The sequence below is a fragment of the Ruminococcus sp. RTP21358st1_G6_RTP21358_211008 genome (assembly GCF_040908885.1).
GTDB lineage: Bacteria > Bacillota > Clostridia > Lachnospirales > Lachnospiraceae > Blautia_A > Blautia_A faecis.
On sequence record NZ_JBDGDM010000031.1, the window covers coordinates 1 to 13,609 of the forward strand.

Sequence of the window (13,609 nt, forward strand, 5' to 3'; positions counted from 1 at the left end):
ACTGCCAGCAGATAAATTTCTGCTGGCAGGAAAAATTTATATTTTTTCAATTGTCTACTTGACGGGGAGCGGTTCAAGGGAAATAAGTGGGCTGCATTTGTATTAGATCTGTCTTTTATAGGATGGAGCCTTCTGGGGATTATAACATTCGGGTTGGTTAATATATTCTTTGCCGGACCATATCAGTATTTAACACAGTCACAGCTTTATTTTCGCCTGAAAGAACAGCAGAAAGAGGAAAGCTATGGATATTGAGTATTTATTGTACCTGCAACAATTTCGCGAGACGGTTGGCAGTATTCTGACACCGCTTATGAATGCAGTAACAAAGCTGTCCGCAGGATTTTTACCTATTGCAATGATGTGTATGATTTACTGGGCATTTGACCGGAAGGCGGGACGAAAAATCCTGGCAGGACTTGGGGGCGGTCTGTTTATCAACGGATTTTTAAAGCTTACTTTCTGTGTCTATCGCCCATGGATACGGGATACACGGATTTTACCCTATGGTGATTCTAAAACAGCAGCTACCGGATATTCATTTCCAAGTGGGCATACAACGCGGGCAACGGCTATGTTCGGTGGAAGTGGACTTTGGTTCATGGAAAAAAAGCACAGTGTCGTTGCAGGTCTGTTGTTTGTGCTGGTATTTCTGACTATGTTTTCACGAAATTATCTGGGAGTGCATACTCCGCAGGATGTTCTGGTGGGATTTATATCAACAGCAGTTATGATGTATCTGACCGGGTGGTTGGAATTGTGGAGTGAAAAAGACAAAAAAAGAGACCTCATGATTCTTGTGGCAGGGCTTTTGATCTGTATTGCTGCTGTGCTGTACTATGAATACAAACCATATCCACTTGATTATCTGCCGGATGGATCACTTCTGGTTGATCCTGCTAAAATGCGGGGAGATGCATATGAAGGAGTCGGATTTATTGCATCCTTTGTCATCTGCAGGATACTGGAAAAAAGACAATTAGATTTTGACAGAATTTCGCAAAAGCTAAGGTTGTTTATCGGTATTTTTGCATTAATTCCTTTGTACTGGTGGATAAATACAGGGTGCCCATATATAATAGAAGAAATAAGCCGAAGCCTTGGCAAGTTCCTCAGATTTGGGCTTGGAATCATATATATCATGGTGCTGGTGCCAGGAACGGTGGTACTGGCAGGAACTCTGACTAATCGTGGAAGTGATAAGGTGACCAGAGAAAAACAGGGGCAGCCCTAAGGCTGCCCGGAAGGATTGATATAGTTATTTACGAATAGGACTTCAACGCTTTTTGAATTTCCTCCATATTCATGCCTCGTTTTAACATATTGTTTATCCTCATCTGCTCCCTATATCTGGGATCATCCATAGTAGGACGGCCAAAACCACCGGCAACATTTTCTAATTCTTCTTCAGATAATTCGTTTGTAATGTTCTGTTTGATTTCGCTCATAATAGTTCTCCTTTCCTGTAAGAATTCGAATGCTTCCTATCTGTTTATAAACATCAGAAGAGAATTTGTCACATTATATGAAGAAAAAATTATTTTTATCTAGAGATCTTTGATGCAAAGCGTCAGAGACCAGATACAATAAACAAATGATAAAAATACAGCATCAGTCAGATGATATGATAAACAAATTGCATACTGGAGGATGGAAAAGTGGATAAACAGAATATATTTAGAAGGGAAAGTCTTGATCGTGTTGAATCTCCGGAACAATTAGATGCATATATTAAGGTGTCTCATCCGAAGGTTTGGTTAATTATGGCGGCACTTCTGGTGGCAGTAATATCTGTGATTGTATGGAGCGTTGTAGGAAGTCTTCCACAGACGATGACAGTGAAAGGAGTTACTGTTGGAGGTAATGTGATTAACTGCTATGAATGTGTAGAAAATGCCAACACAAACCTGATAGGATGTAAGGCAAATATTACACTGCCTGATGGAAGAAACATCAGTGGCAAAGTGGAAGCAGTGAGTCAGAATCCTTATTCACAGGAAGAAATTCGTGCTGAAATATCAGAAGACTGGTTTGCGGATAATGTGCTTGATGGAAACTATTCTTATGAAGTTCGGGTTATAGCTGAAGAAGACATTACCCCAAATATGCTGGCAACAGTTATCATTACAACAGCCGAAATGAAACCAATTCAATTTATTTTGGATTAGGAGCGTGCTATGAAAAAGAGAAAAAAAAGAATTACAGTTCCGGTTATTATGCAGATGGAAGCCCTGGAATGTGGTGCAGCAAGTCTTGCTATGATTCTTGCGTATCATGGCAAGTGGTTACCGCTTGAACAAGTTCGTAGTGATTGTGGAGTATCAAGAGATGGAAGCAAAGCTTCCAGTATTGCAAAAGCTGGAAGAAGTTATGGGCTGGAGGTAAAAGCGCATCGATATGGGGTAGACGAAGTAAAAGAGAATGTTACTTATCCTGCAATTATTCATTGGAACTTTAATCATTTTGTTGTGTTATGCGGTTTTACCAAAAATGCAGCTGTAATTAATGATCCTGCACGTGGAACAATCAAGGTAACAATGGAAGAATTTGATCATTCTTTTACAGGAGTATGTATTGAGTTCACACCAGGAGAAAACTTTGAGAAGGGTGGAAAGCCGGAAAGTGTATTTAAGTTTTTGAAGGATAGACTGGCCAATACAACGGCTTCTGTGATTTTTGTAATGATTACGGCAGCCCTTGTTGCTTTTGTAGGCTTGGTTACTCCCGTGTTTGCCAGAATATTTACGGATCAGATTTTGCCCGGACATAATATGCATTGGCTTGAAATGCTTCTGGTGGCAATGCTTTTCACTGCTATATTCCGAATGATTGTTGGTTTTCTTAATGAGATATATCTTTACAGAATTAAAGGAAAGCTTGCTATTGTATCAAATGCCTCATTTATGTGGCATATGCTTCATCTGCCCATGGATTTTTATGCACAACGAATGGTGGGAGACCTTGCTGGCAGACAAAAACTGAATGATCAGATTGCAGAGACTTTGATCGCAAAGTATGTTTTGGTAGAGACCAAGGCACCGGAAGGCTATGTAAGAAGCGAAAAAGAGGAATCCGTAATCTTTGCGTATGAGGATGGAAACACCAAGGAGATTGAGATTACCAAAGAGCTTACCAATGAACGGATTCCAACAGGCGGCTATTCCAACAGTCCAAAGACTGAGGATGATACCAATATCTGGCTGCCGTTCTTCTTACTGCTCCTGTCAGTAGGAGGAATTGCTGGAATCATCTGGTATACCAAACGGAAAAATCACGATTGAGAAAAACTGGGCTGTCACTTCGGTGGCGGTCCTTTTTTCTTGCAGAAAAATAAGAAACGGAGGATGTTATGAAGCAGATTAAAGAGATTCTGATTGCATCGGTCAGTCTTTTTTTGTTAGGATTTGGAATCTGCATGGCAGTCAGTACCTTTTTTATGTACCGGGAGGGCGAACAAGAATACGAGACCCTACGGGAATATGTAAAAGAGGAAGAAAGAAAAGAGAATGAAAGTGAGGTGCAAGCTCCGACACCGGCAAATAAGACGACCGTTGATTTTCAAGCCTTAAAGAAAATTAATTCGGACATCATTGCCTGGATTCGGATTCCGGATACAAAAATCGATTATCCGGTGGTACAAGGAAAAGACAATGCCTACTATTTAAAGCACACGTTTCAAAAGACGGAGCATGCAGCAGGAAGCATTTTTCTGGATATGGATAATGAAGCTGATTTTTCCAACCGGAAGAGCATCCTGTACGGACACAATATGAAAGATGGCAGTATGTTCCAAGGACTGCACCGCTTTCAAGAGGAATCATATTTAAAAGAACATAATCAGGTATATTTATATCTTCCAGATAATAGAGAACTGGTATATACGGTAACGAAATGTGGATATGTAAAAGCGGATAGTGATACTTTCTGGCTGGGAGAGCCAGTGGAAACGTCACAGCTTCTATTGTCTACCTGTGGTGCTGATTCGTCCAAAAGGCTGGTGGTATGGTGTGAACTGCCGCAGGAGGAAGAAGAAATGACGGAAGAAAACATAAAAGATATTGAAATATTGGATTTTGATTAGTGCGAAATGAATCAGATGTAATAGATGAATAATATTAATTCCTTTATGCGACGGAAAACAAATTTTTGCGTGATATATAGTAAGAAACAAAAATGAAATAATGCAGGAAGGGGGATAGCAACACTGAGTATTTAAAATGCCAAAAAGAAAAGGAGTTGGAAGGTTATGAATGGATTAAAAAAATGGATGGTAGTATTAATGACAGGTGTTACACTTATGGGAAATGTAATTGGAATGGGTACGACAGTTATAGCTTCTAAAAATGAAACGCAGGAATCTTTATCCGGTGTGGATGTTTATATGCCAGAAAATGGTTCTTTGGAAAGAGTAATTAGAGTTTATGAAGATGGTTCTTTTGTAACAGAGCCAATTAATGATATCAGAACGTACGCAACGAATACTCCTTGTGAACATCCAGCGAGATATTTGGAAGCACGCGGTAAAAAAACAGATTTTCAGACTGTGGGAACAGCGGGAATATGTTATAAAGAACGATTGATCATATCAAACAAATGTAAAAAATGTAATCGTATAGGAATAAAAACGTACAGCCCATGGTCTTATTGTAGCAAGCATTCTTATCCTGCATTAAAAAAGACCTGTAAAATATGTGGATACACGAAAAAATAGTAATTTGGGGGAATATCAAAATGAAACGAAAAAAAATATGGATAAGTGTAATTGCCAGTATGCTGATTGGAACTGTTTCCGTAGCTGCCAGTTCTGGTATTGAGTTACATGAATTTTTCAATGAAAAAGGTGAAAAAGTAATTTATCCATGGGAATCAATAGAAAATCCAGATCTGAATTATGACGGTCCTCAGGATCAAGTGTATGTTGGACAGATTATTCAGACGGAAGATGGACCGGAAAAAGTAATTGCTGTTGATGAACAGGGAAGTTATGTAACAGAAGTACTGGAGCAATAAAAAAACGGGCAGGAAAAGAAAGCATGATATGTTTTCTTTTTCTGCTGACAAAAAAATAATAAATTATTTCTATTTTTTATGCGACCAATTATAATAAAATACGTCATATAAAGTAGAAGGAGAAAATTAAAAAAATGGATGATGTACAGATCATAAATTTATATTTTGCAAGAGATGAAAATGCCATTGCTGAAACAAAAAATAAGTATGAAAACATGTGTTATTCCGTTGCCCATAATATTTTATATAACCGGGAAGATTCTGAAGAATGCGTAAATGATACCTGGTTTTTTACTTGGAACAGCATCCCACCCAAAAGACCATCCATTTTAGCTTCTTTTGTATCTAAAATAACAAGGAATACCGCAATTGATCGATACCGTAAGAAGAATGCGCAGAAGCGGACGGATTCTCATATGGAGGACATAGCTGGTGAAGTTGAAAAAATAGGGAACATAATTGCCTCGGATATTGAAACGTATTTAAGAAAAAAAGAAATCATAGATATTTTTGATGCTTTTTTAGGTACACTTTCAGAACGTGACCGGGATATTTTTGTAAGGCGATACTGGTACATGGATTCTATCAAAAGGATAGCGGATAGACACAACTGTGGGGAAAGCAGGATTAAGTCAATTTTAGCCCGTAGTAGAAAGAAACTTTATTATTTATTGACGGAGGCTGGGTATGCAGAATAATAAAGGCTGGGATTTTTTAACAACATTTGCAGACATTAATGATAATTATATATACCAGGCTTCAAAACCATGGAAAGAAAATAAAATAAAAACATTTAAGATGCCATTAAAAAAAGTAATTGCATGTGCAGTAATCGTAATGATTGTCGGATTGGGACTGACACATCAGAATGAAGTAAAAGCAGCCTGGGAGAAAATGACTTCTCTAATTGGACAGATTCTGGGAATCTCTGAAGATACTGGAGAATATATAAAACAGATTCAAAATAAAATCACAAAGAATGGAGTTAAGGTTTCTTTAGAAGAAGTAGCAGTGGATGATGAGAATTTATGGATAGCATATTCCATGACAGATGAAAATGGAAATAATGACGTATCTATGAGCAGCATTGAAGCCAGTGTTGATGGAGTCAAATTAGAATTGGAAAGACAATATTCTAATTATAATAATACCGACTCCAAATCAAAAGATTATGTAGCAAGATTTTCTCTAAAGGCATCTTCAGCTAAACAAAATTTTGAAATTACAATCGGTAATTTTAATACAAAAGGGGACCAGCTTTACATAAAAGATAAATATAATTTTTCTTTTACTGCTGATCCAAAAATACTTGAAAGAGATACAAAAGAAGTATTCATTGACCAATTTATACAATTGGACGAAAAGCAAACTGTAACTATTTCAAAAGCAAAATACAATCTCTTCAGCTGTACTCTTTATGGAACACTTCCAGATATGAATGAAAATACTGAACTATGGATTCGTGGAAAAGATGATGTGGGAAATGAAATTTCATTTAATCTCATTTCTTACCGAAATCCAGAACTGATATTTGAATTAGCAGAGCCTGGAAGTGCGAGGAATGCAAAAAAATTGACACTACAGTTATATCAGTACACAGAGAATGAAGAAAGTAATATTTTATATAAAAAAGAAGATTATGGCGATTTTTATGCAGAGGAAATAGGAAAAGAATACAATGAAAATCAGTCACCAGAAGAATTAGCTGTTCCTGTAGGAAATGAATTTACAGTAGATTTACAAAATTGAATTAGAAAAATGAGAGCAACAAGAAGGGAGGAAATAAGTAATTACCTAATTTACATAAAAAAAGAAAAGGAGATATTTACGATGAGAAAAGTAAAAAGAATTAAGAATGTATTGTGTGTATTGCTTGCAACAATTATATCTTTGGTTAGTATGACAACTGTTAAAGCAGATGGAGAAGTTGCTCCATATGAGGATATGGAAAATGCAACATTGCTTCAAAAAGAATGTTATGATCTGGATGAAGACACAATGATTGAAATTACAACTTATGAAAAAAGTATTCCTTCATTTGCAAGATCTTCATGGAAAACTAAAACTGGAACAAGAACATATAGAATTATAAATAAAAAATCTAATACTGTATTTGTACGTTATATTTTAAAGGGTACGTTTAAATACAATGGAAAAAGTGCACAGTGCACAGATGCAACTACCGAATGCAAAGTATTTGTTCCAAATGTATACAATGTAATTACAAATAGAGCTGAAAAAGCAGGTAATACTGTACTGGGATATTTTTATTGTACGCATGTGAAAACAGGAAAAGGAATGGGTGGCACTTTTTCAATAAAATGTGCCGCTAATGGAACATTAACAATTAACTGACTTTTAAGTATGAATGAATATATAAAAAAGCTCTACTCATATACCGAGTGGAGTTTTTTTCTATTATTGCGCTGTTGCAGAATTACGGCATTTTTCAATAAATAATATCTACAGATATATGGAAAATCATAGCTTTCGGTATATTGTGAACTGAGAGAGAAACAACGGAAGCGGCAACCTACTACGCAGACAGACAAGTGGTGTCTGTAAAAGAAGTTCCTCAAATAGGAGATCGAATCTATACAGATTTCCGTGAGTGCTGCGAGGACCAGAAAGTTTCATATCGCTGGGTATGCAATAAGATGCTGCAGGAAGGCGTTTCTGTCCAAGACGCTGTCAGATATTATAAAAGAAAACAAGAAAAGAAGCTGCAAAAGGCTCAAAAGCAAGTTCCTGTCAAAGGCAAAATGCTTGAACCACAGCCTGTTAATGTTCTGGGAAAGAAATATGAATCAAAAGAACGCTGTTATAAAGGTTTGGGAATAACCAAAAAGTCGGTTCAAAATCATATGAAGAAAACATCCTGTATGTTTGAAGAAGCTGTCGTATATTGCTATGAGAAAAAGCTGGAAAAACAATTTGAATTTCGCAGAGAAATCTATAAAAGCTACAATGCCTGCTGCACTGCGTATAATCTTGCACAGGAATATGTTGCGATAAAAGCAAAGCGGGAAAAAATCACAAGACAGGAAGCTATGGAAAAACTATTAGCACAACGAGAGTCTGAAAAAACCATATAAACAGAACACAATTTCGAAAGGAGAACAGTTATGTTGAAAAGTAGAGGCGGACGAGAAGAAAATGAGAAACTTCTTCTTTCAGTAAAAGAAACTTGCGGACTTACCGGATTGTCTGAAAGGATAGTGCGAACTTTAATGGCAGAAAATGATTTTACCGTTCGGATTGGGCGAAGAACCCTTGTTCATAAGAAAAAATTTGAGAAATGGTTGGAAAAACAGGAGACTTGAATATTTTTCTGGAACGTGTTAATATTCTGATGTACTTGTGATCTGGTCGGGAAAGGATGAAAACCAGATATTATGAGGTGTTTTATATTATTTTAAACACTGGGATGCGTATTGGAGAACTGGCAGCTCTTATGTGGGAAGACATTGATTTTCATGCACACCGAATCCGCATTTACAAAACACTTAATAAAACTACGATATTTTATGATGATAGTAAGAGAAGAATAAGATGAATACAAATGAAACAAAAAATGAAAATACCGTGCAGAAACCGTGCAGTAACACTTCCAAAAGCGGCGCAAATGTAGATAAATCAAGGGGTTCTGGCAAAAGAATGAACATGTCGCCCATGATGCAGGAATACTGCAAAACAAAAGAAGAATACAAAGACTGCATCTTATTTTATCGTCTCGGGGATTTCTACGAGATGTTTTTTGATGATGCACTTCTGGTATCCAAGGAGCTGGAACTGACGCTCACCGGTAAAGACTGCGGTCTGGAAGAACGTGCTCCTATGTGTGGAATTCCCTTTCATGCAGCTGATACCTATATTAACCGTCTTATTGAACGGGGACATAAAGTTGCAATCTGCGAACAGGTAGAGGATCCGAAAAAAGCAAAAGGACTTGTAAAGCGTGCTGTTATCCGTGTGGTTACTCCCGGAACTACTTTAGATGCAACTTCTTTGGATGAGTCAAAGAACAATTATCTGATGTCAATTGTCTCCATAGCAGACCGCTTTGGTTGTGCAATAGCGGATATTACCACAGGTGACTGTTTCCTTACAGAAGTACCAAATAGCCAGAAACTGGTTGATGAGATCAACAAATTCAGTCCGGCTGAAATCATATGTAATGATTCCTTTTTTATGAGTGGGGTTGACACAGACGATTTGAAAGAACGTCTTGGAATTTGTATTTTTTCCCTGGATGCCTGGTATTTCGATGATGATACCTGCAGAAAAGAATTAAGGGAACATTTTCACGTAACCAATCTGGAAGGCCTTGGAATCAGCGATTATGACAGTGGAATCATAGCTGCCGGAGCGCTGTTTTTGTATCTTAAGGAAACGCAGAAGACTGCACTTTCTCAGATGACTACCATCCGTCCTTATACGGCAGAGCGTTATATGCTGATTGACAGCTCCAGCCGACGAAATCTGGAGTTGGTGGAGACCCTCCGTGAAAAGCAGAAAAGAGGTTCTCTTCTCTGGGTACTGGATAAGACTAAAACAGCCATGGGTGCCCGTACTCTTCGCTCCTTTGTGGAACAGCCACTGATCGATGCAGAAGAGATCAATCGCAGACTGGAAGCTCTTGAAGAGCTGAATGAGAAACCGATGCTCCGCGATGAGATCCGGGAATATCTCAATCCAGTGTATGACCTGGAGCGTCTGGTCAGCCGCATCAGCTTTAAGTCTGCAAATCCAAGAGATATGGTAGCATTTGCGTCCTCTCTGGAAATGATTCCTTATATTAAACAGGTTCTCAAGGACTTTCAGGCACCGATTCTGAAAGAAATCTACGAGGACATGGACAGTCTTGAAGATATTACAGATCTGATCAAGCACGCCATTGTAGATGAACCGCCCCTTGCCCAGAAGGATGGAGGCATTATTCGTGAAGGCTTTAACGAAGATGTGGATAAATTCCGCAGTGCCCGCACAGATGGAAAAAAATGGCTTACAGAGCTGGAAACAAAGGAACGTGAGCGTACCGGAATCAAATCCCTGAAGATCAAATATAACCGTGTATTCGGCTATGCCCTTGAGGTAACCAATACGTTTAAAGAACTGGTGCCGGAGAACTACATCCGTAAACAGACTCTTGCAAATGCAGAACGTTATATTACCGAGGAGTTGAAAAACCTTGAAAATATGATCCTTGGCGCTGAAGATAAACTTTATGCCCTGGAATACGAGCTGTTTTCCAATGTCCGTGATAAAGTTGGCCAGGAAGTGATAAGAATCCAGCGTACAGCCAAGGCAATTGCAGGTCTGGATGTGTTTGCATCCCTGGCGCTTGTTGCTGAGCGCAATCATTATGTACGCCCGAAGGTAAATGAAGGCGGAATTATAGATATCAAAGGTGGCCGTCATCCGGTTGTAGAGCAGATGATCGATAATGATATGTTCATTGCCAACGATACATACCTTGACAATACTAAAAAAAGAATTTCCATTATTACAGGCCCCAATATGGCAGGTAAATCTACATACATGCGTCAGACTGCGTTGATCGTACTTATGGCGCAGATTGGAAGCTTTGTTCCGGCAGATAAGGCTGTGGTTGGAATTGTAGACAGAATCTTTACTCGTGTAGGTGCATCAGATGACCTTGCCAGCGGACAGAGTACTTTCATGGTAGAAATGACTGAGGTTGCCAATATCCTTAGAAATGCCACTGCCAAGAGCCTTCTGATCCTGGATGAGATCGGCCGTGGAACCAGTACCTTTGATGGTCTTGCCATTGCCTGGGCAGTGATTGAACATATCAGTAATACAAAGCTTTGTGGAGCCAAGACATTATTTGCCACACATTATCATGAACTGACTGAACTGGAAGGAAAACTATCTGGCGTTACCAACTACTGCATTGCAGTTAAGGAAAAAGGTGACGATATTGTTTTTCTCCGCAAGATTGTAAAAGGCGGCGCAGATAAGAGCTATGGAATTCAGGTCGCCAAGCTGGCAGGTGTTCCGGATTCTGTTATTAACCGTGCAAAAGAGCTGGTTGAGGAATTAAGCGATGCAGACATTACTGCTGCTGTAAAAGATCTGGCTTCACCGAAGAAGAAGCCGAAGGTAGAAATGGATATGGCGCAGATGTCATTATTTGACACTGTACAGGACAATGACATTATTGAAGAATTAAAAGGCATTGACATTGGAAATCTGACTCCCATGGAAGCCTTAAATACGTTATACAATCTTCAGAATAAGATAAAGAACAGATGGTAACTGACAGCTGACTTTCATATATGGTGCTGTCACCGGCAGGCGACATGTCCGTATTGTGAACCGAAGCGGTCAACCTGCTTTTATATGGAGAGAAAAACTTGAGAAAAATAGCAGTTTTAGATAAACATACCATTGATAAAATTGCAGCAGGTGAGGTGGTAGAGCGCCCTTCTTCTGTTGTAAAGGAGCTTGTAGAAAATTCCATTGATGCTGGTGCTACTGCTGTAACAGTAGAGATTACAGATGGAGGAAAGAAGCTGATCCGTATTACAGACAACGGAGGGGGAATTGAGGCTGCTCAGGTACCTACGGCATTCTTAAGTCATGCTACCAGCAAAATTGAAAAAGTAGAAGATCTGGAAAACATAGCCTCACTGGGATTCCGTGGTGAGGCTTTATCCAGTATTGCCGCAGTTTCCCAGGTGGAGCTGATCACAAAAACTCCTTCTGCTATCAGCGGCGTGCGTTATGTGATCGAAGGCGGCGTAGAACAAAGCCTTGAGGAAATGGGAGCTCCAGATGGAACTACTTTCCTGGTTCGGAATCTTTTTTACAACACACCGGCCCGGAGCAAGTTCCTGAAATCTGATTCTTCAGAAGCAAATTATATTGGAACTATGATGGAACAGCTTGCTCTTTCCCATCCGGAGATTTCTTTTAAATATATTCAGAACAAACAGGTGAAACTGCATACTTCCGGCAATTATAATGTGAAGGATGTTATTTATAATGTATATGGCCGGGATATGGCGAAAGCACTTCTGGAAGTCTTCTACGAAAATGATTTTATGAAAATTGAGGGATACGCCGGCAAACCGGAGGTTTCCAGAGGAAACCGAAGCTTTGAGAACTACTATGTAAATGGCAGATTTGTGAAAAACAATATTATTACGAAGGCCATTGAGGATGCATATAAGGGCTTTGTCATGCAGCATAAATTTCCTTTTGTGTCATTGCAGATCCAGATGACAGGAAATGATCTGGATGTAAATGTTCATCCCCGGAAACTGGAGGTTCGTTTTGCAAGAGGGGCGGAGGTGTATGATGCCATTTACGAGGCTGTTCACAATGCGCTTCTTCACAGAGAACTGATACCGGTTGTTCCAGTGGGAAAAGAGGAGCGGGAATCAAAGGTGGCAGCAGTAAGCCGCGGAGCAGTTCCGGAGCCATTTGAGAAAAGTCGCAGGACGGAACTTCATTGTGAAGGTGCTGCTGAAAAAGCTGGTCGAAGCAGCGCAGGGAATAATGAAAGCTGCTATTTACAGGCTGCTGAAAAAACAGTTCTAACTGGAAAAACAGCTCTAACTGAAAAAACAGCTCCAACTGGAAAAATAAATTCATCTGGAAGCCTTGTAAACAGCTCTGGCTGTCAGGCCAGCAGTGTGCTTCGTGAGCAGGCAATTTATCAGGCGAAGCCATTTAGCAAGGAAGAGGAAGCTCTTTTTGCAGGAACTTTAAAAGAGGCTGCGGAGGCAGATAAAAGAGCGGATGAAAAAGCAGAAGAAAAAGCAGAAGAAAAAGCGGATAAAAGTGCAGATGAAAAAGCGGCAGAAGATAACATATCGGTTGAGAGAATGAATGAAGCCGATAATCAGGCAGAGACTGCTGTATCCGTAAACTATGAGATACCAGATAAATCTGAGCCTGGACAGAGTGATCCAGGTACAGAATATCCATCCGTTGGGGGAAAGCAGCTTGAGCTTTTTCAGGAGAAACTTCTGGCACCAGAATCCCGAAACCGCCATAAGCTGATTGGCCAGTTGTTTGACACCTACTGGCTGGTGGAATTTGAAAACCAGTTTTACATTATCGACCAGCATGCAGCTCACGAAAAGGTAAATTATGAGCGCTTTGTAAAACGTTTTAAAGAACAGTCCATTGAATCGCAATATCTGAATCCTCCGCTTGTGGTGACCTTGAACATGGATGAACAGGCGAAATTAAAAGCCAACGAAGAATATTTCAGGAAATACGGTTTTGAGATTGAACCCTTTGGTGGAAGGGAATACTGTATCAGTGCAGTTCCGACAAATTTGTACGGATTCCATGAAGAAGAACTCTTTCTGGAAATGCTTGACAATCTGGGAGGAGAAGGTGCAAAGGATGCTTTTGACCTTTTCACAGCAAGACTTGCCACAATGGCATGCAAATCTGCTGTCAAAGGAAATCATCAGATGTCTGCTCTGGAGGCAGATAAGCTGATCGACGAGCTTCTTACTCTGGACAATCCATATAATTGTCCTCATGGCCGTCCCACTATCATTGCGATGACAAAGACAGAAATTGAAAAGAAATTTAAGCGAATTGTATAAACAGG

Annotated in this window: 16 protein-coding genes; 15 read left to right on the top strand and 1 reads right to left on the bottom strand. The window is 39.4% G+C overall.

What is annotated here, in order from left to right; all coding sequences use genetic code 11:
* Nucleotides 1-15: 15 nt before the first annotated feature.
* Together AB5Z12_RS12810 and AB5Z12_RS12815 are read left to right on the top strand one after the other, a co-directional pair.
* Nucleotides 16-255, top strand: coding sequence for a DUF975 family protein (locus AB5Z12_RS12810; protein ID WP_368357285.1), 240 nt, complete (start codon nucleotides 16-18; stop codon nucleotides 253-255).
* The gene (locus tag AB5Z12_RS12815; protein ID WP_148462070.1) at nucleotides 245-1,234 is read left to right on the top strand and encodes a phosphatase PAP2 family protein; all 990 of its coding nucleotides are present in this window, start codon (nucleotides 245-247) and stop codon (nucleotides 1,232-1,234) included. The genes AB5Z12_RS12810 and AB5Z12_RS12815 overlap by 11 nt, the downstream gene beginning before the upstream one ends.
* Before the next feature lie 28 nt (nucleotides 1,235-1,262).
* On the opposite strand, the gene AB5Z12_RS12820 is transcribed toward AB5Z12_RS12815, so the two are convergent.
* Nucleotides 1,263-1,448, bottom strand: a complete 186-nt coding sequence (locus tag AB5Z12_RS12820; RefSeq protein ID WP_148462071.1) for a hypothetical protein — start codon at nucleotides 1,446-1,448, stop codon at nucleotides 1,263-1,265.
* Nucleotides 1,449-1,658: 210 nt separating this feature from the next.
* Between AB5Z12_RS12820 and AB5Z12_RS12825 the strand changes: the two genes are divergently transcribed.
* The 13 genes from AB5Z12_RS12825 to mutL all read left to right on the top strand — a co-directional run bounded on the left by AB5Z12_RS12825 (nucleotide 1,659) and on the right by mutL (nucleotide 13,604).
* Nucleotides 1,659-2,168, top strand: a complete 510-nt coding sequence (locus AB5Z12_RS12825) for a hypothetical protein (RefSeq protein ID WP_148462072.1) — start codon at nucleotides 1,659-1,661, stop codon at nucleotides 2,166-2,168.
* Nucleotides 2,169-2,177: 9 nt separating this feature from the next.
* Complete coding sequence (locus AB5Z12_RS12830) at nucleotides 2,178-3,281, top strand: cysteine peptidase family C39 domain-containing protein (RefSeq protein WP_226815538.1); 1,104 nt, start codon at nucleotides 2,178-2,180, stop codon at nucleotides 3,279-3,281.
* Between the two features lie 68 nt (nucleotides 3,282-3,349).
* A complete protein-coding gene (srtB, locus tag AB5Z12_RS12835; protein WP_148462073.1) occupies nucleotides 3,350-4,081 on the top strand; it encodes a class B sortase in 732 nt (243 codons plus the stop codon).
* Between the two features lie 165 nt (nucleotides 4,082-4,246).
* Entirely contained in the window at nucleotides 4,247-4,711 is a 465-nt protein-coding gene (locus AB5Z12_RS12840; RefSeq protein ID WP_148462074.1) for a hypothetical protein, read from the top strand.
* A 20-nt stretch (nucleotides 4,712-4,731) separates the two neighbouring features.
* Nucleotides 4,732-5,010, top strand: coding sequence for a hypothetical protein (locus AB5Z12_RS12845; RefSeq protein WP_148462075.1), 279 nt, complete (start codon nucleotides 4,732-4,734; stop codon nucleotides 5,008-5,010).
* Between the two features lie 134 nt (nucleotides 5,011-5,144).
* Entirely contained in the window at nucleotides 5,145-5,708 is a 564-nt protein-coding gene (locus tag AB5Z12_RS12850) for an RNA polymerase sigma factor (RefSeq protein WP_148462076.1), read from the top strand.
* A complete protein-coding gene (locus AB5Z12_RS12855) occupies nucleotides 5,698-6,759 on the top strand; it encodes a DUF4179 domain-containing protein (protein ID WP_148462077.1) in 1,062 nt (353 codons plus the stop codon). The genes AB5Z12_RS12850 and AB5Z12_RS12855 overlap by 11 nt, the downstream gene beginning before the upstream one ends.
* 9 nt (nucleotides 6,760-6,768) lie before the next feature.
* A complete protein-coding gene (locus AB5Z12_RS12860) occupies nucleotides 6,769-7,365 on the top strand; it encodes a hypothetical protein (RefSeq protein WP_195590834.1) in 597 nt (198 codons plus the stop codon).
* 527 nt (nucleotides 7,366-7,892) lie between these two features.
* Nucleotides 7,893-8,105, top strand: a complete 213-nt coding sequence (locus AB5Z12_RS12865) for a hypothetical protein (protein ID WP_173717337.1) — start codon at nucleotides 7,893-7,895, stop codon at nucleotides 8,103-8,105.
* Nucleotides 8,106-8,135: 30 nt separating this feature from the next.
* Complete coding sequence (locus tag AB5Z12_RS12870; RefSeq protein ID WP_148462080.1) at nucleotides 8,136-8,333, top strand: helix-turn-helix domain-containing protein; 198 nt, start codon at nucleotides 8,136-8,138, stop codon at nucleotides 8,331-8,333.
* 56 nt (nucleotides 8,334-8,389) lie between these two features.
* Nucleotides 8,390-8,566 carry a tyrosine-type recombinase/integrase gene (locus AB5Z12_RS12875; RefSeq protein ID WP_148462081.1) on the top strand — a complete coding sequence of 59 codons (177 nt, stop codon included), beginning with the start codon at nucleotides 8,390-8,392 and terminating at the stop codon, nucleotides 8,564-8,566.
* A 101-nt stretch (nucleotides 8,567-8,667) separates the two neighbouring features.
* Nucleotides 8,668-11,292 (top strand): DNA mismatch repair protein MutS, encoded by a 2,625-nt coding sequence (gene mutS / locus AB5Z12_RS12880; RefSeq protein WP_256143999.1) that lies wholly within the window; start codon nucleotides 8,668-8,670, stop codon nucleotides 11,290-11,292.
* A gap of 98 nt (nucleotides 11,293-11,390) precedes the next feature.
* Nucleotides 11,391-13,604: a DNA mismatch repair endonuclease MutL gene (gene mutL / locus AB5Z12_RS12885; protein ID WP_368357282.1), complete on the top strand. Its 2,214-nt coding sequence runs from the start codon at nucleotides 11,391-11,393 to the stop codon at nucleotides 13,602-13,604.
* The last annotated feature ends 5 nt before the right edge of the window (nucleotides 13,605-13,609 follow it).

What these genes read in the sequence shown, in the direction of transcription:
- AB5Z12_RS12855 (WP_148462077.1), top strand. Translation starts at nt 5,698, where the DNA reads ATGCAGAATAATAAAGGCTGGGATTTTTTAACAACATTTGCAGACATT.
- AB5Z12_RS12815 (WP_148462070.1), top strand. Translation starts at nt 245, where the DNA reads ATGGATATTGAGTATTTATTGTACCTGCAACAATTTCGCGAGACGGTT.
- AB5Z12_RS12850 (WP_148462076.1), top strand. Translation starts at nt 5,145, where the DNA reads ATGGATGATGTACAGATCATAAATTTATATTTTGCAAGAGATGAAAAT.
- srtB (WP_148462073.1), top strand. Translation starts at nt 3,350, where the DNA reads ATGAAGCAGATTAAAGAGATTCTGATTGCATCGGTCAGTCTTTTTTTG.
- AB5Z12_RS12845 (WP_148462075.1), top strand. Translation starts at nt 4,732, where the DNA reads ATGAAACGAAAAAAAATATGGATAAGTGTAATTGCCAGTATGCTGATT.
- AB5Z12_RS12820 (WP_148462071.1), bottom strand. Translation starts at nt 1,448, where the DNA reads ATGAGCGAAATCAAACAGAACATTACAAACGAATTATCTGAAGAAGAA.
- AB5Z12_RS12875 (WP_148462081.1), top strand. Translation starts at nt 8,390, where the DNA reads ATGAAAACCAGATATTATGAGGTGTTTTATATTATTTTAAACACTGGG.
- AB5Z12_RS12865 (WP_173717337.1), top strand. Translation starts at nt 7,893, where the DNA reads ATGTTTGAAGAAGCTGTCGTATATTGCTATGAGAAAAAGCTGGAAAAA.
- AB5Z12_RS12870 (WP_148462080.1), top strand. Translation starts at nt 8,136, where the DNA reads ATGTTGAAAAGTAGAGGCGGACGAGAAGAAAATGAGAAACTTCTTCTT.
- AB5Z12_RS12830 (WP_226815538.1), top strand. Translation starts at nt 2,178, where the DNA reads ATGAAAAAGAGAAAAAAAAGAATTACAGTTCCGGTTATTATGCAGATG.
- AB5Z12_RS12860 (WP_195590834.1), top strand. Translation starts at nt 6,769, where the DNA reads ATGAGAGCAACAAGAAGGGAGGAAATAAGTAATTACCTAATTTACATA.
- mutS (WP_256143999.1), top strand. Translation starts at nt 8,668, where the DNA reads ATGAACATGTCGCCCATGATGCAGGAATACTGCAAAACAAAAGAAGAA.
- AB5Z12_RS12840 (WP_148462074.1), top strand. Translation starts at nt 4,247, where the DNA reads ATGAATGGATTAAAAAAATGGATGGTAGTATTAATGACAGGTGTTACA.